The organism is Pseudoalteromonas sp. B160, from assembly GCF_037162485.1.
In the GTDB taxonomy this organism is placed as follows: Bacteria; Pseudomonadota; Gammaproteobacteria; order Enterobacterales; family Alteromonadaceae; genus Pseudoalteromonas; species Pseudoalteromonas rhizosphaerae.
Genome location: NZ_JARLUX010000001.1, coordinates 897,456 through 916,375 on the forward strand (window position 1 = coordinate 897,456; position 18,920 = coordinate 916,375).

Genomic DNA, 18,920 nt, shown 5'->3' on the forward strand with positions numbered 1-18,920 from the left:
TGGATCCCCGACCCCAAGTGCTTAAAAAATCTTCCCTTATTTACTCAGCAGCTGTTTGATTTTGGGTTGTTTGGCGATAGCAAAAATAATCATGCACTGGCTGCAAGGCAGCTTTCCAGCCCCCTCTTAGCGATGCTAATGCTACTTACGTTACTTTTAACAAACGTAGTTAAAGAGCATCACTTAACTCCCTGTGCTAAGCCATTATTAAATGTCATGCCGCTTTTTTTCATCCCTGCTGGAGTTGGTTTTATCGAACACCTTGAGATCATCGCCCTGCAATGGCAATTTCTCAGTGCAGTTTTCATTTTGGTGCCATTGACCAGCTTACTGCTTATCGCAACGGTGATCAGTGTATTTAAAGGCAGGATTGAACATGATTGATCTATGGTGGTTAAATATTCCTGTAATTATCACGCTGTTTTTAGGATTAAGGAAGCTCAATACAACCATTAACAATCCTTTATTAAAAGCGCTGACTAATCCCGTTTTTATCACTATTACGCTTATAGCCATATTACTAGTGAGTTTTTCACTGCCCTACTCGCAATTTGCCAGCCATAGCCGGTTATTAAGCTATTTACTGGAGCCTGCCATTGTTGCGCTTGCATTACCGCTATATCAACAATTTGTGCATATACGAAGAAATCTCTTGCTGATTGTTGGCTGCTGTAGTCTGGGCATAATCAATGCCACTGTGGTTGCAACCTTACTCAGTGCTGCATTTAATGTGCCTGCACAATTAGCAGCATCTGTTGCCGCTTTATCGGTCACTACTCCCATTACTCTATTAGTGACTGATTCACTCGGAGGCATTGCTTCGTTGGCAGCTGCGATGGTGATTTTTATCGGCTTATTAGGTGCTTTGTTCGCGCTACTTATTCTTCGTCAGGTGGGCATTTATAACCATCAGGCACAAGGCGTTGCGATTGGTACTGCATTTCATGCAATAGGCACCGCCGCCGCACTTGTTGAGCATCCGCGTATTGGTGCATTTGCTTCAGTGGCAATGGCACTGAGCGCATTACTTACCGCTTTAATCGTACCATTACTTTATCCTTTTTTGAGTCAAGCTCTGCTATGATGAAATAGTTTAACCACTTTATTTATGGATAATAGATGATCAGTACAGAAATCCAACAAGTTGAAAAATACTACACCATGATCAGTGAGTACCTCGTTAAGTACAGCATGCAATTAGTTGGCGCATTGTTGATCTTGATTTTTGGTTTGTGGGTGGCACAAAAAATATCTAAGATGATTGCCGCTTTAATGGCGCGTAATAATATTGATATTACTCTCACTAATTTTGTCAGTAATGTAGTGAAAGTATTGTTTATCGTTATGTTCATTATTATTGCGCTAGGTAAAATTGGCATAAGTGTCACACCTTTTGTCGCTGCAATTGGTGCAGCTTCTCTTGGTGCTGGTTTAGCATTGCAAGGGATGTTATCAAATTATGGCGCAGGCTTGGCTATTATTGCCACCCGCCCCTTTATCGTTGGTGACACGATTGAAGTTAAAAATGTCAGCGGCCAAGTAAAAACCATTGAGCTAGGTTACACCATTTTGATCAATGAAGAAAAAGTCGAAATTACTATTCCTAACAAACACATCGTTGGCGAAATACTGCATAACTCATTTAATTATTCATTGGTCAAAGGTGAAATTGATATTGCCTATAATGCCAGTGCTGAGCATGCTATAGAGCTTATAGAAAACGTATTGAAAGACCATGAGTTAGTCGCAAATGAACCGCTATCACAAGTTGGCATTGAACGGTTTGCTGAAAGTGGAGTAACTATTAGTTACCGCTACTGGGTGCCGACGACGAAAATAATTGAAACCAAGCTGGCCGTAAACGGTGGTGTATATAGTGCGATTCAAGGTGCGGATATTGAAATTCCATTCCCACAACGGGTGATTACTATTAATAAGCACGATCTTGATAGTTAAATGCAGTATATAAAAAGGGAGCCGCTGACGGCTCCCTTTTTACGGCTAGTATAGTACAGCTTTAAAACTTATAGCGCACATTCGCAGTTACAGTTCTGCGTTGACCATAGAAGCAATCTCCACGCGCTAAACATGATGTAATCACTGTTTTATCCGTTAAATTTTGCGCTTGTAAACTAAAACTATAGTCATCAAAATCATAACCAATCATAGCGTCAAATAAAGTATAGTTATCCGTTTTAATAGGATCATTTAAAACTATATTATTCATTTCAACATAGGCACTTCCATCTGATGTTTCACCAACGTATCGTGCTCCAAAACCCATTTTAAAGCCGTTCAATGACTCTGGTCGCCAAGTACTCCAAATAGATGCTTGCTGATCTGGCAAGGCACTTAACTTTGCACCATCTTCACCAAGAGTATTACTTTGACTAACATAACCGTCAGTGTATGCATAAGATGCGTAAACATCGACTGTATCCCAAGCTAGCTGTGCTTCTAATTCAATACCTTTAACAGTTACCTCACCTTGCTGAACTTGTCCATTAGGGTCAATAAGATTTGTATTACCCACCTGTTCAGCTGGTAAGCTGGTGGTGCGATTTTGCTCAACGATATGATACACCGCAGCTGTTAATAAATGCTCTGTACCTGCTGGTTGATATTTTAAACCCGCTTCAACTTGCTCACCCGTTTTTGGTTCGAATGCTTTACCGTAAGCATCTTGACCTATTAATGGTTCAAATGATTCACTATAACTTGCATACGGTGAAACCCCTGAGTCAAATAAATACATCAAGCCTAAACGACCGGTGGTCGCATACTGTGACTCACTTTTGCCGTTTTCAGGGTTTGCTGTTGCTTTATCGCGACGTAATGCTGTTGAGACTATCCACTTATCAGCAATTTTCATACTGTCTTGAATATATAAGCCAGTTTGATAAACCTTTGACGAGTCATAATCAACGATATCATCTACCGTTGGTAAATTAGCGACTTGGCCATATTTCGGGTTAAATAAGTCTAGCGTGCCAGCTAGTCCAGAAACAGAGTCGTTATCGGTATAAGCATTTTGATAATCAAGCCCCATCACTATTGTGTGCTCAATATTACCGGTTATTATATTGCCATGAAACTGGGCATCACTGGCAATAGCCCGCGAATCAGCGGAGCTAAGATAAGACACTCGCTTGACGCTGCGCCCATCTTCTAAAAATTTAGGTGGCCAACCATAAATCGTATGATAATCAGCATGACTATCGGTGTAACGCGCAGCAAGTTTAAACTGCCAATCAGCATTAATATTTTGCTCTAAAATCGCAGTGATTGACGCTTGCTCAGTATCATAACGATCAAAACCTGGCTCAGAAACAAAACGGCTTGATGGAATTTTGCCGTTTTCGTTTTCTAAAATGGTGCCTGAGTGAGGTAAGAACGAGGTACTCGTGCCTGATTCATTCTTTTGCCAATTAGTTAATAGCGTTATTTTTGTATCATCAGTGGCATACCAGGTTAATGATGGAGAAAACACAATACTGTTATCTGGCACATAATCGGTTTGGGTATCACTCTCTCGCCATAAACCAATTACTCGCCCTTGTAATGAAGCATCATCATTTAATGCACCGGTAATATCTCCCGCAACTTGTTTGCGCGAGTAATTACCAACTTGCCCCCAAAGCTGTCCTGATGTTTCAGCTTCTGGTTTTTTACTGACTAAGTTAACAATCCCGCCAATTGACCCCTGTCCATAAAGTACTGAGCTCGGCCCTTTGAGTATTTCAATTTGCGACAATCCATAAGGGTTAGTGCGAACATTATTATAACTACCATACAACGATTTTAAGCCATCTAAGTATTGTACGGGCGACACACCACGAATAACCGACCAATCGCCACGGGTATCAACACCGTATGGACCGTTATATAAACCAGACACATAACCAATTGCATCTTGAATAGTTAGTGCGCCTAAATCTTCAATTCGCTCTTGCGTTAAAACTGAAACAGACAACGGAGTTTCAATAATTGGCACGTCTGATTTTGCACCAGACGCACTCATGTATGAAATCAAACCTCGTTGGCTTTTTACCGTAATAACTTCTAAATCGTGATCTTCACTCACAGCATGCTGTTCGGCAACAGCATTAGAAGGATTTAACAGTGAAAGAAGAGTCAAAGATAAAATACTTAACGGTGTATTTATTCCACTTAACTGCATTAATATTCCTTAGGACAAATTGAAATTGAAGGTAGTTTAATAGTACAATTATTGAAATGCAATATGAATGATAACAAATATCATTAACAATAGGTTTCACTATGGCTAAAGTAAGCAAGCGATTTTGGTTTCAATTACATGGCTGGTTCTCATTGCCTGTATGGGTTTTATTCTGTTTTATTTGTATTACAGGCACTCTCTCTGTAGTGAGTCATGAGCTTACCTGGTTAACCAACCCTGCTGCTCGAGCAAGTAATCCTAACAATTTGCCTGCAAAACCAATCGATGAATTAATAGCAGCAGTAGAACAACAACATCCAACTGCTGATATCACATCAGTATTGGTGTATGAACCGTATTTAGTAAACGCTATTATTTTTACAGATCACAATAAACCCCAAGCAATTGCCTACGTAAATCAGTACACAGGGCAAATACAAGCAGTTAATCAAGGCATCACCTTTATTGGTTTTATGCGCGCGTTACATGGTTGGCTGTTGTTTCCATGGCAATCTGGTTATAGCGTCGGTTATTATCTTGTATCTACAATGGCAATAGTCATGTTTGGCGCATTAGTCACCGGGCTGATTATTTATAAAAATTTCTGGTGTGCTTTTACTCAGCCTAAATTGCGCTTTAATCAAGGTAAAAAAACCTTACTAAAAGATTTACATAGCTTGGCTGGCGTCTGGTCTATGTGGTTTTTACTCATTATGAGCTTAACGGGGTTTTGGTATTTAACTCAAGCAATTATGTGGCATAACGAAATTGATATTGAAGAGCATCCGCCGCTGGTAAGCATAGCTGATTTGCCCACCTCTAAAACGGTACCGGCCATCAGTCTAAGTCAGGCTCTACAGCTCACTAAGCAGCAGTTTACTGACTTTGAACCTCATTACATCATGTTCCCAGAACATAGCCGAGGCATGTACAGTATCAGCGGCTCGAACAACACTATTTTCTATGATGACTATGCGTTCTCAACGACAATAAATCCTTGGACAGGCGAATTAGCACAGACTAAAAGTCCTGGATCAATGAACGCTCTACAAACTATTTCTCATATTGCAGACCCTTTGCATTACGGCACAATTGGCGGGATCTGGACCAAGCTAGTTTGGTTTATTTTTGGCGTGATCTTAAGCGGTATGTCTATTACAGGCTTTATGATGTGGCGTAGTAAGTTAGCTAAGACAACAAAGGCGCAGCTGCTAACGACTGACTATATTCAGGAGGCACAATAATGGCGCGACTTAAAAGTACTTGGTGGCAACGCTATAAGTATCTACTACATGCTAGTATTTTAATTTTACCATTTTGGTTTTTATATCAATCAATGATTCTCATATTTCCTGACTCATGGGGCGAGCAAACAATGGGAGAGTTTACCCTTGCACCCATGCCACTTAATATGGCGCCCCCTATAGCCACCATGGTGAATACGTTAAAGATTTTATGGTAATGTTTAATAAAGGAAAAATAGCAGATGTACGCCAAGGTTACATGAATATTGGCCCCACTCCTTTACCACTTAGTCAGTTATCAAAAGCCGATGAAGGTATTTTACATGGCACGCGTCATGGTCAACATGTGCACGCTATTGCACCAAAATTAATAACCAGCAAAGATAAGGCATGGATCACACTCCAAACGTGGCAAGGTGAATTGCTAGTTCAAAGCTGGGAAATTCCAAGCCAGTTTATTAACTAACAACAATGGGGAGCAAAACATGCTCCCACGCCCACCCAAACCCAACCTTTATTTAACTTAAATCACCATTTATCTTTACAAAAGTAATAATATAATAAAGTATTATAATTAATCTTTTAAAGGTTAATCGTTGAGCTGCTCATCGAATGCTAAATTTGCTTGAGCTATCGGATCATACACACACAGTACTTTGGAGATAAAATGAAATTTTCCACACAATTACTTTGCTGGCTTAGTTTAGCCGCCAGCCCATTTTTTAATAATGCATTCGCTATCGATAATGGTGTCTATACCATAAAATCAAAATATAGCGCCAAATTTGTCGAAGTCGCCAATGCATCAACTGCGGATGGCGCGAATATTAGCCAATGGGCTAATACTAATCACGATACCCAACGTTGGCTCATTACTCAGGTTGAAAATAATAACTACTCTGTAATAAACCTTAACAGCGGTAAAGCAATGGAGGTCTTTGAGTGGTCAACTAGTGATGGCGCAAACGTAGTCCAATATGACTATAGCGCTGGTGCAACGCAGCATTGGCAAATTAATAGCGAAGGCAACGGCTATGTGAGCTTTATCAATGCCAATAGCCAAAAAGCGCTCGATCTGTATGACTTTGACGGCAATGACGGGGCTAATATCAGCCAATGGGCATACAATGGCAGTGATGCACAGCTTTGGCAGCTCAATAAACTGGCCAACGTAGAATCCGCTCCCTTTGATCCTTCAACTACCAATGGCGCAACGGATCATTGGCCATTAACCGGTAGTTTAGTCACTCACGATCCAACCATCAGTTACGAAAATGGCACGTGGTGGATATTTCAAACTGGGCCTGGTATCGCTGGAAAGTGGTCAAATAATGGCGTTGCTTGGAATGATGCCGCAGCGATTTTTCCCAATGGCTTAAATTGGTGGTCTAACTATGTGTCTGAACACGATGGCATTGATGTTTGGGCGCCTGAACTTAAAAGTTACAATGGCCGCAGCTGGCTTTATTATGCAATATCAACCTTTGGCTCGCGTGTTTCGGCAATTGGTTTAACCTCAGCAAGTAGTATCTCTGCCGGTAATTGGCGTGATGATGGTTTAGTGATAAACACCACCAACAGCAATAACTACAATGCCATTGACCCAGATTTAGTCGTCGCCAAAGATGGTGCGCCATGGTTAACATTCGGTTCGTGGAATTCAGGTATCAAGTTAATGCGGATCAACCCAATAACGATGAAACCATTTGGTGAGCTCTATTCCCTTGCTAGCCGCTCAGGTGGCATTGAAGCACCAACGATCATCTATCGCCAAGGATATTACTACCTATTTGTATCTGTTGGTAAATGTTGCGCAGGAACCGATAGCACCTATCGTATCGCATATGGGCGTGCAACGGATATTCGTGGTCCTTACTTAGACAAGAATGGCAACAATATGCTCTCTGGTGGTGGCAGTATTTTAGATGCTGGTAACAGCCAGTGGGCCGGACCTGGCGGCCAAGATATTCTTAATACCGATGTAATGGTTCGCCATGCTTATGATAAAGGTGACAACGGTGTGCCAAAACTATTGATCAGCACACTAAATTGGGACTCAAATGGTTGGCCAAGATTTTAAACCAGCCAACTTAACAACATTTATAAAGCGTGTAATAACGCGCTTTATAAAAAACGCTCCATGATAGCGGAGGCGATTTGCGTAGCTATTCCACATCCCCACATATATGCACGTTGGATCGGGTAACCTCTAAAAATCCAACGCTTTCTAACATGATTAAAATTACTTAAATAATCAGCTTTGGCATCTGGCAGAGGTTGATCAGCAAGCTTTGCCCATGCTTTATAAACACCCGACATATCTGCACCACGCATAAATTGCTGTAACCAGCGAGGAAATCGCGCGTATCGTATCGTCGACTGAAAATCGATGATATACGGTTTACCATCATCACTACAAAGCACATTACCCAAATTGCGCAAATCTAAATGTACAACCCCTCGGCGATGCATTAATGCAACCAGTCGTTCAAAATCTTTAAAAAAACTAACGGGTAGCACTTCTTTTTGTTGTACTAACTGTTTAAGTGGTGTGCCTGTAATATAGTCATAGGCAACAGCAATCGGCGATAATCGTAAAAATCGCCCACTCACTCCAGTTATGCCAGCTAAACGAGCCAGCCCTTTATACTCTTGATTCACCGATAAAGGCGCAAAGGTTTTTCTCACCCACCAAGGGCTATGTTGAAAATCTTTAATGACTAAATCGAGTTGCTGATCGGTATAACGATAGACAATAGCATTTGCAAAACGTCCGGTATGAACAACATTTAAATTTTCGGCTGCAAACTGATGTTCTGGAAATTGCTGCTGTAACTGCTGTAATAAAGTAGCTTCGATCATAACACCCTGCGACTTGTTAAATATAAATGCCTAGGCAACTATATTATCAAATCTCTGCACTCACAGCAATATAACCCTTAGCTAGATTTACGATTTCAAATTATGGATTGCTCTAAATAACAGCTTTGCCAACAGTTTTTTTCATCATCAGAAAAGTCGATTAGTGCTGTGCGGTAAATATTATTCACAATAGGGAGTATTTCAGGGTAAAGCTGTTGGCCTTTTTCCGTAAGGCATAATAGCGTAGAGCGGCGATCTTCTGCGGATTGTTGTTTTGCAACTAAGCCTTTTTCTTCTAAACGAGACAACAAACGGCTCATCGCGCCACGATCATAAACCATATGCTCACATAGCTCTGCCAAAGTATGCACTTTGCCTCGAGCTAATAGCACCACAACAATATATTGCGCCGAAGTTAAATCCATTGGCGTAAGGCCAGCATCTAGATGAGTTACTAAATTTGACCGTAAATAAGCAACTAACCGACCCAGATCTTGAACGGGATCAAGATCATCAATACAACATTGTACAAGTGAAGCGGACTCTTTCATAAATTCTCAAAAACTGCGTGAAGGTCACTCATTGACCATTAATACCTATAATAATTCAATCAAACATAATTGCGTAGTGACACCTAATTAGTGTAGCGTCAAACAAGCTAACTAATGTTATTGAGGAATACATGCAAAGTAAACAACGAGATGTTATCAAGTATATTGCCATACTTATACTGCTACTACTTTGCTGGTCAGAGCAATTTAACAGCTATGTCATGGATTTTCTTGACCAAACCTTAGTGCAGTCATCATTAGTTTATGCTTCTGCGCGCAGTGTTAACGGCATTATTTCTTTATTGCAGTCGGCTGAAGTCGGTATTGGTATAGCCAGCATAGCGCCTGCACAATTGCTTGATCCGGTGAACGATTTAGCCGAATACATTGCCGATGCGATGCGCATATCATTAGGCTCACTGTTTATCCAGCGGATTTTATTTACTATTTCATCAGGGGTATTTTTTAGCACCTTGTTTACCGCCATCGTCATTAGTTATTTAGTCTGTGATTATTTTGGGTATTTAAAACAGCTTAAAGGTAAGTTACTCGCTAGCCTGATTTTAGTGCGGTTTTTAATTCCATTTGTAGTACTTGCAACTGGGCTTGCCAGCCAAGCCTTTCTAGATGAAGAAATTAATTATCAAAATCAATATGTTGAAAAGACCGTTGACACACTTAGCGTACAGGCTAATGCAACCTCCACACTATCAGCACAACTGAGCGCAAAAATTAACAGTGACAAGCAAACAACTCTCGATGAACTCGAACTTATTGCCGTTCAGCAACAACAATTAAAAGCAATTATTACAGATAACCAACAGCAGCTTGAGCAATTAAATAAGCAAATTGACGCCATTCAAACGACCCGCAGTTTAGCCGAAAAACTCACCTTAACAGAGCTTCCCGAGGCTAAACAATTACTGCAAAAACAACGCGAGTTAAAGCAACAACAAGCATCTATCAACAATCAGTTCGCCGCGTTATATCAACAGAAAGCTCAACTGCAACAACAGCTGCATGATTATAACGACCAACTAGCAGGTAATTCTGGCAATTTAATTAGCAAAGTCGTTGATACCGTTACCACTGGCATTACAGATATGGCTAATTCTTTAGAGGGCTTATTTATTGAATTTTTAAACTTAGTGTCGTTACTAATCATCAAATTATTTATCATGCCTTTGCTCTTCTTATATTTATTTAGTAAGGCATTTAAAGCTATTTGGCAACGTTCCGTGCTGCAAGCATTAGCGCAAATGAAAACAGAAATACACACCACCATCACAGAAAAATAACCGCTATATCATGCTTAGGGTCACATCAGCTCAGCATGAAAGCGATGCCCTAATGGGTCATTTTAAAACTAACAATTAAAAATTAAAACCAATAAAAACAGATAGATAAAATAAAAAGCATTGAATGAAAGGAAACCTAAATAGCTTTACTCTCACTGCAGAAGTCTTTCTTTTGTCACGGTTTTGTCATAAAAGTTATTTAGCTTGCATCGCATACATGGCTAACTTAGGACTTTACTCGTGCCAACACTTAAACCACTTGCTTATGCACTGAGCATATTAACACTCACAGCAACATTAGGCGCTTGCAGCAGCCAAGATGTTAATTCCACTCAACCAAGCCAAACTACACTAAAGCTTAACAGCGCACCATTTTGGCAACAAAATAATGTTCAAGGTTCGCAAGCTGCTTGGCTTTTTGATGATGCATGGTTACTAGCCAGTGAAAGCCAAGGCTTAATTGTAGTAGAGCAAAATAAACAACATAGCGAAGTACTTAACGCGGGTAACTTTGAAACTCTGTCAGTGCGTACTATTGGCGATAATCGCTTTTTAGTGACCAGTATTGATAACGAACGTGATCTGGTTGCCATTTTCACCCTAACTAAAAGTAACGGCAACTGGCAGCTAACGGAGCACACACCGATTGTTGCACCGCAAGCAAAACCTGAAGCGGTCTGCCTATTTAACAATCACAATACGGGGAGTATTTCTGCTTTTGTTGCTGATGTTCGCGGCTTAATGCGCGAAACCTTAATTTATAACTTTGCCACAGAGCAAACCACTAACATTGCGGTCCGAGAATTTGCCGGTGTAAATGAAGCTGCGGGTTGTGCGGTTAATGATGTAAGCCAACAATTATTTATCAGTGAAGAAGAACTTGGCATTTGGCAAATGAACGCCAATGCAGAATCTTCAGCGAGTAAACAACCTCTTACCATGGTTGCTCCCTTTGGTGAACTGGCCAGCGGTATTGGCGCATTAACCACCAGCACTGATGGCAGCCTCTGGTTTACTAGCAGCAGCAATAACACCCTATACCGATATAATCCAGAGCAAGGTATACAACAAAAGTGGCGTGTCTCTGGAGATCTCAGTATTGGTTCTGTGGTAATTGATAATAACGCCACTACTGCTCAAGCCATTATGTATGACGATGAAAGTGGCGCGTACCGCAGCAGCCAGTTAATTTTAGACCCAATCACCAGTACGACAAAAACCAACACCACCACTGCAAAAACAGCACATGTGTATGCAAACGTGCAAACGACACCAGTTGCAGCATTTGGTGATGCCGCAGACGATCCAGCCATCTGGGTGCATCCAACCGACGCCGCTAAAAGCTTGATCATTGGCACCGATAAACGTCGCGGACTGATGATCTATAACTTAGCTGGAGAGCAAATTCAAAGCCTTGACGTAGGTAGAGTTAACAATGTTGACGTTCGTCAAAGTAGTAATATCAACAACCCAACTCACACTCTAATTGCAGCCAGTAACCGTAGTGAAAATAGCATTAGTTTGTTCACTGTCGACATACAAAACAGCGTACACCACTTAGGTAGCGTGGCTACCAATTTGAGTGAGATTTATGGCTTATGCATGTATTCATCGAAATCAGGTGACTATGTATTTGTGAATGATAAATCAGGGTTATATCAGCAATATAAAATAACCAGCCAACAGCAACAAGTCTCGGGCAAACTGGTGCGCGAATTTAATCTACCTAGCCAACCAGAAGGCTGTAGTAGTGACGATAAAAATGGGGAACTTTTTGCCGGTGAGGAAGACGCTGGTATTTGGTTTATCCAAGCAGAGCCTGATTCACAGCAAGCGCCTATTTTATTGCAATCCGTGAATGAAATGCTAGTTGATGATGTAGAAGGTATGGAGATTTATCATGGTAAAGACGAGCGCTTATTAGTGGTATCTAGCCAAGGTGACGATAGTTATGTCGTGTATCGCATAAATAAAGGTGAAAAACACCCTACCCTTGAGTTTGTCAGTAAGTTTAATATTCTTGCAAACTTAAATAACGGTATTGATGGCGTGTCAGAAACCGATGGCTTAACCGTTACAGCCAAACCGCTGCCTGGCTACCCTCTTGGCGTATTAATAGTGCAAGATGGCTACAATCGTATGCCACAGCAACCACAAAATTTTAAACTGGTGGATTGGCGCCAAGTACATTCACTTATCCATGGCGATGTTAAGTAAACTAAACAAATATAGCCGTCACTTGGCGGCTATATTACCGTTGTTAACCACCAAATAACTAACACCAACACAGTCAAACCAAGCATTGCTTTGGTTTTATGTTTTGTAATAATTCGCTCTGCTTGATTGCCAGCATAATACACCACCAGCGCCAGACCAAAATACCGAATTGAGCGAGCAATAGTCGTTGCAATTAAAAACATTATTAATGAATATTTGGTCGCACCCGCTGCGAGCATAGCTATTTGAAAAGGAATTGGCACTATCCCCAACATTATTACAAACCAAAAACCTTGCTGCTGCATTTGTTGTTCTACGTGTTCAAACTGCTCTGGATTTGAAAAGGTATTGATCACCCAATCGCCAACCGCATCAAACAAGTAATAGCCAAGCGCGTAACCAAACAAGGCCCCAATAATACAGCCTAAAGTCGCCATTAAGGCTATCAGCCAAAGCTTTTCACGCCGCGCTTGCATCAACGGCACCAATACTGCTTCAAGAGGAATAGGAACTATTGTTGACTCTAAAAATGAAGCCGCCGTTATGCTGGTTAACATATGCTTTGAATCAATAAATTGTCGTGTTTTTTGCTTTAAGCGCTGCATAACAGCCATAGTATCACCTTGGTAGTGCTTATAAGTTATATTTATAAGCATATTGCAAGCTCAATACCAGCCTTGCATAATTAATAAGTACATTGTTTTATAAGCATTTTTTAATAAAATTTAACAGGAACAGGCAAATAAATTTAACTGATAGTGTAAAAACCCCCAATTAAAATTGTAAATTTTACTGTAATCAATCGCTTAGGGATTAAGCAATGTAATATTGGCTACGGCCGCTATTTTTCGCTTTGTACAAGGCTTGATCAGCACGTTTAACTACCTCATTAAACGCTTCTTCTGGGGCCTTAAATGACACACCAATACTTACACTTACCGTTCGATTAGCAGCAAGTTCAATGGTATGTGCAAGTGATAGTAATTGCTCACTTAAATCGCAGGCTTTTGGTCGGTTATCACCGGGCAGGTATATTGCAAACTCTTCACCACCTAAACGTGCAAAGACACTATTATTCGGTAAAGCTTTGGCATATAAAGATGATAATTCGATCAGTACTTGATCCCCCTATCGTGACCAAACTGATCATTAATCACTTTAAAAAAATCGATATCAATAAGCAAAATTGTATACGGGGCTGATTGATTTTTTTGCATATATTGATAAAAGAATTGGCGGTTCGCTATTTGGGTTAAATAATCAGTGATCAGCTCTTTTGATAACTGCTGCTGCACACTTGTTAAATCGCCTATAGTTAGCTTTAAACCATAACAAGTAAACAACATGCCTGCAGTACGTAAAACATCCTCAACATAAATACCAATAAACAAAGGCTGGATCAGCACTTCATCAAGTAGATCAAAGGTTAAACCCGCCGACCACAATAATAAACCGATGCTTAAATTAACATAAGCAAAAACTGATAAGTTGGCCCTTTGGACAATGATAAAAATAGCCACCACAATTAATAGGTTAATTGCGTCGGTAAGGACACCATTAAAAAATACTGTTATCTAATTCAGGATAGAAATAAATATACGAGGTAACTATTAAAAACAGAGTAACTACAAATACAGCTGAAAACACGTGTTGTAAGGTGTTTTTTGCCGTTTGTTGTTGAAGTTTATTATCACTGTATTTCATACACGTTTCGCTGATTAAGTGAGCGCTATATTAAATAACGCTATCACAAGCTAATGAATATATAGCTTTTAAATACAACTGCCGTTTTATATCACTGGAGCTGATTTTTTAAGTTCCTAACACCAGCACCAACCTGAGTTTACACACCTAAACAAGGTATTTTAACCACAGCATTTTTTGTATTTTTTATTACTGCCACACGAACATGGATCATTACGTTGTGGTGTTTTTTCAAAAACTTGAGTAACAGGTTTATTAAGCACAATATCTAAAGGAGTAATATCTTCAGCAAGCGTACTATCAACACGAATATCTGCAAATAAATCATTAGCTATCAAAATAGCGTTTATTTCAAGCTCACGTGCAGCGCTTTGCACCTGTAAAACGAGCGGATTTTCTTCGCTACCAGGTTTTACTTTCGGTTTAGGCTGATAAGTACCTTGATTATTTTTACCCATAATATCGGGCTTACCACGATAGAAAAATTTTGACACCTGCGTTCCTAACTGTCATTTAAAGCAACTCACCGCGAGTAGCTAAAGGCTGCGCAGTCTAACAGAATTTAATGCTGTTAGCGCGCATCTTTAAAATCGATAATGAAGCTAATAAACTTTAGTCGTCTTCAGGTGCTTGTGCTGCTTTTATTCGCTCTTGGTTTTCTTGCATTTGCTCAAATGCAGCTTTGATTTCATCAAGCACTGAATCAACATCAGCCTCAACATGGTTATCTGCAACCTCACCGTAAAGAACAGTTTCTGCTGTTAATTCACCCGCTTGATACAAAGCCCACATTTCTTCACCAAAACGCGTATCGAGTATTTCTGGTGCGTACTGCCCGTAATACAAGCGCATGTTGCGTACATCACGTAAAAACATTTCTTGCGCATTGTTATTCGCCGCCGCATTTACTGCCTGCGGTAAATCAATCACCACCGGACCGTAGCTATCTACTAACACATTAAATTCAGACAAATCACCATGCACAATACCCGCACATAGCATTAAGCGAATGTAATGAACCATAGTAGCGTGATCTTCAATTGCCTGCTCAGCAGTTAAACTCACATCATTTAAACGCGGCGCAACATCACCATCATTATCGGTGACTAAATCCATGATCAGTACACCATCGTAACAACCATGAGGTTGTGGTACTTTTACGCCAACCCGAGAAAGCGTGAAAAGCGCATCTACTTCTGCATTTTGCCACACGTTTTCTTGTTCTTTACGACCAAACTTAGAGCCTTTTTCCATCGCACGACCGCGGCGACTATTGCGTACTTTACGTCCTTCTTGGTATTTTACTGCTTGTTTAAAACTTCGGTGTTGTACATCTTTGTACACTTTCGCACAGCGAATATGCTCGCCACAGCGAACCACATAAACCGAGGCTTCTTTTCCACTCATTAATTGGCTGATGACTTCATCAACGATACCGTCTTCTATTAACGGTAAAATCTGTTTTGGCGTTTTCATGACACTCTTATACCGTACTTAGGCATACCTTGTAATCTTCTCGCAAACTATTTTATCTGACAGACCCTTACGTTAAAGCAAAAGCAGACGAAAACCAATGCTAATAAGCGCACAATTGAACTTATCAAGCATGTTAAAGAACAAAAAACTTGACTAAATCGGCTAAATCCACAAACTGCGAAGTTAACAGCCCAAATTATACTTACTTTATATGAATTCAGAAATACGCTATCGCTTTCAATCTGGTCAAATCGCTAATCGTTTTTTAAACGAATTAAAGCATTGGCCTGTCGCCCAGGTAAAAACAAAACTTCTTAATGGTGGTTTTGACGTTAAAGTAAATTATCAATTCGATGGCGCGGGGTTTGATTACACTTGCGCAGAACTTGATGAATTAGCCGCAAAACATGCCGGTGAAGAAGTTAGCTAGGTATATTAATCATACAGCAATATACATTTTGAGTTCTCTCAGCTATGTTATTAAATCTTAAATCAATAACATATAGGCACTGCAATGAATAACCCACATTCAGATCACATCCCTCAAGAAGCCTTTGATTGGTACGATGAATACGCTCATGGCAAAATGGATAGACGCACGTTTATGAAAAAACTTGGTGGCTTAGTCGCCCTTGGTTATTCAATGACAGTGCTCACTTCAGCGTTATTACCAAATTATGCCTTAGCCGAACAAGTTTCGTTTAATGATGAATCAATTAAAGCAACTTACCAAAGTTTTGATTCTCCCAATGGTCATAACAAAGGACAAGGTTATTTAGTAGTGCCAACGCTATTAAAGGGCAAGCGCCCGGTAGTCTTAGTGGTGCATGAAAACCGAGGCTTAAACCCCTATGTAAAAGATGTGGCCCGTCGTTTAGCCAAAGCGGGTTTTGTCGCTTTTGCACCCGATGCGCTATTTCCGCTAGGTGGTTATCCGGGTAATGATGACGAAGGGCGAGCCATGCAAAGCTCAATGGATAAAGAGAAAATTCAAAATGATTTTGTTGCCGCAGCCCACTATTTAAAATCACACCCACTCAGTAATGGTAAACTTGGTGCCGTTGGATTTTGTTTTGGCGGTTATATTGTCAATTACCTCGCTGCGGTTGATTCATCATTATTAAGCGCCGGAGTACCATTTTACGGCACGCCCGCCAGCGAAGCTCTGCGCAAAAATATTAAAGCCCCGTTAATGATCCAATTAGCCGAGCTTGATGAGCGCGTAAATGCAACATGGCCTGACTATGAGCGCGATTTAAAAAGTCTCAATGTAGATTACAAAATGTATATGTATAAAGATGCCAATCACGGTTTTCATAATGACTCAACGGGCCGTTACGATAAACCGAATGCAGAACTTGCATGGCAACGAACTTTAGCATTTTTTGAGCAACACCTTGTTTAATTATATCTAGTTTAATTGCACCTTGATTAATTGCATAATGTTAGTGCCAAGCATAATAAGCTAGCACTAACTTCATTCAGAATTAAGTACTTCAGTTAAGAAAAATCACCGACTCTATGACTAAATTTTTTCTCCTAAAATACATCGCTTTTTTTAGTGGATGTGTCGCTTGTTTTACCCTTCATACGCAATTTGCAGTGCCTGCGGTTATTGCATCTTGCCTAACCGGACTTATTGGCAGCTTTATTCCTTTTCCAAAACAGTATGCAAATCATCCTTACGCAGCTGTTTATGCTGGTAGTTTTGCTGGAATGTGCTCTCAGGGGTTGATTAATACCTATTGGGAATTAGCAATTATTTCATTGATTGGGGCTATTTTATACGTACTGACGACTAAAGTGTTTACTGGCTTTGGTGGTAAATTAGGAAGTATTGCCTTTATTAGTGTTGCTTTGTTTGTATTAGCTAAAGGGCTCGCGGCATGAGTTTATCATCGGTAACACTTGCTTTACTTGGCGCGTTTTTGACCTTTTATTTAGCGAAGCACAACCGTCTAGATGCGATTAGAGCGTCAGCAATTTTAGCTATTATCGCTTACCTTATTTTACTTGCCACCGAGTTCAACGCAGAGCTATATAGCAGCATTTTTTTTGGTGGCACATTTATAGGCATGAGCGCACCAAAACGCTTTGGTATTTACACGCTGTTTTCTGCCAGTGTTATTTTTTCGATTTTGTTTGATAATTTAGTGCCTTACCTTAGTAATTTTGGCGGAGCTTTGGGCATAAGTGGATTTTTGTCGATATGTGTCTGCCAAATAGCGATTGTACTAGGCGCTCCTCGCAGTAAAAAACCGCTTTAGATTGGCTAATCAAACTTTCAGTTTAAGTTAAGCTTTCCTTAAGTATTGCCTTCTATGCTGAGTTTAAATTACTACCACACTGCGCTGAACAGACTCATGTTCAACGCAGTCATTAAACTCAGGCACTTATGAAACGCATCATCTTAACTAGCTGTTTATTTTACTGCTGCTGTAGCAATGCAGAGACTGCTAACTCACTCGAGTCCATATCGAGTTGTAATGCTATTGAGCCCCAGCCTGCGACCATTGAACCAAATGCACCGCTTGGTGAAATAATTATCAAAAACAATCCAATTTTTGATCCGCATTCACCTGAAACCACAGCCTTACATCGCTTTATTAATTGGTTACATATTGATACTCGTAAAGCAGTTATTCATGAGCAGTTACCATTTCAGATAGGCGAACAAGTCGATGACACGCAATTAAGAGAAGCTGAGCGTATCCTGCGTAAGAAAAAATATATTCGCGACGCAAAGATCAGCACAACGCCAAACTGTAATGACAACAATGACCAAGCCGTAATTGTTGAAACATGGGACACCTGGAGTTTATTACCAACCATTGATTTTGGTCGCAGCAGTGGCAATAACAAGTTCAGCATTGGTTTTAAAGAAGAAAACTTTTTAGGCTATGGCATACGCGCATCAGTAAAATATAAAACAGATCACGAACGCAGCGGTTATCATACCATGCTGCAAATGCCTGTGCCGTGGCAACCGCATGCGACATTGAGCTTGCAAGCCGATGACTATGACGATGGACAAGTTTTTATGTTTGACTATCAACAACCTTTTTATCAACGAAGTAGTGATGCTCTAAGACGTTATTATGCTAAAACACAACAACAAAAACCTCTATATATCAAAATGGCGAAACTCGCTCTGAGTTTTTTTCTGATGATACACAAGGGCAGCTTGCAGTAGGTGGCGTATGGTCACAAGACAGCAGCGCAACAACGCATTGGCTTACGGGGATTGATTATCAAGACACCCGCTATGATCAAGTTGCCAACACACCGCTTCCCGCTAACTTAAATAACTTTACCATTGCAACACCTTGGCTTGGCGTTCACTGGATACAAGATGATTTTACCGTACTTCAAGACATCGACCTTATCA

The 18,920-nt window shown here is 40.3% G+C and carries 17 protein-coding genes and 3 pseudogenes; 13 read left to right on the forward strand and 7 right to left on the reverse strand.

Annotation, left to right across the window (positions count from 1 at the left end; genetic code table 11):
• Positions 1–91 precede the first annotated feature (91 nt).
• From P4S61_RS04160 to P4S61_RS04170, 3 genes and pseudogenes are all read left to right on the forward strand, one after another.
• A pseudogene (locus P4S61_RS04160) lies at positions 92–384 on the forward strand (CidA/LrgA family protein).
• Positions 377–1,084: an LrgB family protein gene (locus tag P4S61_RS04165; protein ID WP_337117821.1), complete on the forward strand. Its 708-nt coding sequence runs from the start codon at positions 377–379 to the stop codon at positions 1,082–1,084. The pseudogene P4S61_RS04160 and the gene P4S61_RS04165 overlap by 8 nt, the downstream one beginning before the upstream one ends.
• 35 nt (positions 1,085–1,119) lie before the next feature.
• Entirely contained in the window at positions 1,120–1,956 is an 837-nt protein-coding gene (locus P4S61_RS04170) for a mechanosensitive ion channel family protein (RefSeq protein ID WP_182819701.1), read from the forward strand.
• A gap of 61 nt (positions 1,957–2,017) precedes the next feature.
• Here the strand turns inward: P4S61_RS04170 and P4S61_RS04175 are convergent, their stop codons facing one another.
• Positions 2,018–4,180, reverse strand: a complete 2,163-nt coding sequence (locus P4S61_RS04175) for a TonB-dependent siderophore receptor (RefSeq protein WP_337117822.1) — start codon at positions 4,178–4,180, stop codon at positions 2,018–2,020.
• Between the two features lie 101 nt (positions 4,181–4,281).
• Here P4S61_RS04175 and P4S61_RS04180 point away from each other — a divergent pair, with 101 nt between their 5' ends.
• From P4S61_RS04180 to P4S61_RS04190, 3 genes and pseudogenes are all read left to right on the forward strand, one after another.
• Positions 4,282–5,424: a PepSY-associated TM helix domain-containing protein gene (locus P4S61_RS04180; protein WP_337117823.1), complete on the forward strand. Its 1,143-nt coding sequence runs from the start codon at positions 4,282–4,284 to the stop codon at positions 5,422–5,424.
• Positions 5,424–5,890 (forward strand): annotated as a pseudogene (locus P4S61_RS04185) (hypothetical protein). The gene P4S61_RS04180 and the pseudogene P4S61_RS04185 overlap by 1 nt, the downstream one beginning before the upstream one ends.
• A gap of 201 nt (positions 5,891–6,091) precedes the next feature.
• Positions 6,092–7,504 carry a family 43 glycosylhydrolase gene (locus tag P4S61_RS04190; protein WP_337117824.1) on the forward strand — a complete coding sequence of 471 codons (1,413 nt, stop codon included), beginning with the start codon at positions 6,092–6,094 and terminating at the stop codon, positions 7,502–7,504.
• A gap of 44 nt (positions 7,505–7,548) precedes the next feature.
• On the opposite strand, the gene P4S61_RS04195 is transcribed toward P4S61_RS04190, so the two are convergent.
• Positions 7,549–8,286, reverse strand: coding sequence for an RIO1 family regulatory kinase/ATPase domain-containing protein (locus tag P4S61_RS04195; protein ID WP_149980918.1), 738 nt, complete (start codon positions 8,284–8,286; stop codon positions 7,549–7,551).
• A gap of 95 nt (positions 8,287–8,381) precedes the next feature.
• The gene (locus P4S61_RS04200; protein WP_337117826.1) at positions 8,382–8,837 is read right to left on the reverse strand and encodes a MarR family winged helix-turn-helix transcriptional regulator; all 456 of its coding nucleotides are present in this window, start codon (positions 8,835–8,837) and stop codon (positions 8,382–8,384) included.
• Between the two features lie 131 nt (positions 8,838–8,968).
• Between P4S61_RS04200 and P4S61_RS04205 the strand changes: the two genes are divergently transcribed.
• Positions 8,969–10,135 (forward strand): hypothetical protein, encoded by a 1,167-nt coding sequence (locus P4S61_RS04205; RefSeq protein ID WP_337117827.1) that lies wholly within the window; start codon positions 8,969–8,971, stop codon positions 10,133–10,135.
• A 240-nt stretch (positions 10,136–10,375) separates the two neighbouring features.
• Complete coding sequence (locus tag P4S61_RS04210) at positions 10,376–12,352, forward strand: phytase (protein ID WP_337117828.1); 1,977 nt, start codon at positions 10,376–10,378, stop codon at positions 12,350–12,352.
• 29 nt (positions 12,353–12,381) lie between these two features.
• Here the strand turns inward: P4S61_RS04210 and P4S61_RS04215 are convergent, their stop codons facing one another.
• The 4 genes and pseudogenes from P4S61_RS04215 to P4S61_RS04235 form a co-directional block, all read right to left on the reverse strand.
• Entirely contained in the window at positions 12,382–12,966 is a 585-nt protein-coding gene (locus P4S61_RS04215) for a YqaA family protein (RefSeq protein WP_145237660.1), read from the reverse strand.
• A 199-nt stretch (positions 12,967–13,165) separates the two neighbouring features.
• Positions 13,166–13,698, reverse strand: a pseudogene (locus tag P4S61_RS22885) (GGDEF domain-containing protein).
• Positions 13,699–14,217: 519 nt separating this feature from the next.
• Positions 14,218–14,550, reverse strand: a complete 333-nt coding sequence (locus tag P4S61_RS04230) for a PBPRA1643 family SWIM/SEC-C metal-binding motif protein (protein ID WP_145237663.1) — start codon at positions 14,548–14,550, stop codon at positions 14,218–14,220.
• Between the two features lie 118 nt (positions 14,551–14,668).
• Positions 14,669–15,532: a PA4780 family RIO1-like protein kinase gene (locus P4S61_RS04235; RefSeq protein WP_337117830.1), complete on the reverse strand. Its 864-nt coding sequence runs from the start codon at positions 15,530–15,532 to the stop codon at positions 14,669–14,671.
• A gap of 211 nt (positions 15,533–15,743) precedes the next feature.
• Between P4S61_RS04235 and P4S61_RS04240 the strand changes: the two genes are divergently transcribed.
• The 5 genes from P4S61_RS04240 to P4S61_RS04260 all read left to right on the forward strand — a co-directional run bounded on the left by P4S61_RS04240 (position 15,744) and on the right by P4S61_RS04260 (position 18,725).
• Complete coding sequence (locus P4S61_RS04240) at positions 15,744–15,962, forward strand: hypothetical protein (protein WP_337117831.1); 219 nt, start codon at positions 15,744–15,746, stop codon at positions 15,960–15,962.
• A gap of 84 nt (positions 15,963–16,046) precedes the next feature.
• Positions 16,047–16,937 (forward strand): dienelactone hydrolase family protein, encoded by an 891-nt coding sequence (locus P4S61_RS04245; protein WP_145237672.1) that lies wholly within the window; start codon positions 16,047–16,049, stop codon positions 16,935–16,937.
• Positions 16,938–17,053: 116 nt separating this feature from the next.
• Positions 17,054–17,422 (forward strand): hypothetical protein, encoded by a 369-nt coding sequence (locus P4S61_RS04250; RefSeq protein WP_179959150.1) that lies wholly within the window; start codon positions 17,054–17,056, stop codon positions 17,420–17,422.
• Positions 17,419–17,799 (forward strand): hypothetical protein, encoded by a 381-nt coding sequence (locus P4S61_RS04255; RefSeq protein WP_145237675.1) that lies wholly within the window; start codon positions 17,419–17,421, stop codon positions 17,797–17,799. The genes P4S61_RS04250 and P4S61_RS04255 overlap by 4 nt, the downstream gene beginning before the upstream one ends.
• 128 nt (positions 17,800–17,927) lie before the next feature.
• Positions 17,928–18,725: a hypothetical protein gene (locus tag P4S61_RS04260; protein WP_337117832.1), complete on the forward strand. Its 798-nt coding sequence runs from the start codon at positions 17,928–17,930 to the stop codon at positions 18,723–18,725.
• Positions 18,726–18,920 lie beyond the last annotated feature (195 nt).

What these genes read in the sequence shown, in the direction of transcription:
- P4S61_RS04165 (WP_337117821.1), top strand. Translation starts at nt 377, where the DNA reads ATGATTGATCTATGGTGGTTAAATATTCCTGTAATTATCACGCTGTTT.
- P4S61_RS04170 (WP_182819701.1), top strand. Translation starts at nt 1,120, where the DNA reads ATGATCAGTACAGAAATCCAACAAGTTGAAAAATACTACACCATGATC.
- P4S61_RS04175 (WP_337117822.1), bottom strand. Translation starts at nt 4,180, where the DNA reads ATGCAGTTAAGTGGAATAAATACACCGTTAAGTATTTTATCTTTGACT.
- P4S61_RS04180 (WP_337117823.1), top strand. Translation starts at nt 4,282, where the DNA reads ATGGCTAAAGTAAGCAAGCGATTTTGGTTTCAATTACATGGCTGGTTC.
- P4S61_RS04190 (WP_337117824.1), top strand. Translation starts at nt 6,092, where the DNA reads ATGAAATTTTCCACACAATTACTTTGCTGGCTTAGTTTAGCCGCCAGC.
- P4S61_RS04195 (WP_149980918.1), bottom strand. Translation starts at nt 8,286, where the DNA reads ATGATCGAAGCTACTTTATTACAGCAGTTACAGCAGCAATTTCCAGAA.
- P4S61_RS04200 (WP_337117826.1), bottom strand. Translation starts at nt 8,837, where the DNA reads ATGAAAGAGTCCGCTTCACTTGTACAATGTTGTATTGATGATCTTGAT.
- P4S61_RS04205 (WP_337117827.1), top strand. Translation starts at nt 8,969, where the DNA reads ATGCAAAGTAAACAACGAGATGTTATCAAGTATATTGCCATACTTATA.
- P4S61_RS04215 (WP_145237660.1), bottom strand. Translation starts at nt 12,966, where the DNA reads ATGGCTGTTATGCAGCGCTTAAAGCAAAAAACACGACAATTTATTGAT.
- P4S61_RS04235 (WP_337117830.1), bottom strand. Translation starts at nt 15,532, where the DNA reads ATGAAAACGCCAAAACAGATTTTACCGTTAATAGAAGACGGTATCGTT.
- P4S61_RS04240 (WP_337117831.1), top strand. Translation starts at nt 15,744, where the DNA reads ATGAATTCAGAAATACGCTATCGCTTTCAATCTGGTCAAATCGCTAAT.
- P4S61_RS04245 (WP_145237672.1), top strand. Translation starts at nt 16,047, where the DNA reads ATGAATAACCCACATTCAGATCACATCCCTCAAGAAGCCTTTGATTGG.
- P4S61_RS04250 (WP_179959150.1), top strand. Translation starts at nt 17,054, where the DNA reads ATGACTAAATTTTTTCTCCTAAAATACATCGCTTTTTTTAGTGGATGT.
- P4S61_RS04255 (WP_145237675.1), top strand. Translation starts at nt 17,419, where the DNA reads ATGAGTTTATCATCGGTAACACTTGCTTTACTTGGCGCGTTTTTGACC.
- P4S61_RS04260 (WP_337117832.1), top strand. Translation starts at nt 17,928, where the DNA reads ATGAAACGCATCATCTTAACTAGCTGTTTATTTTACTGCTGCTGTAGC.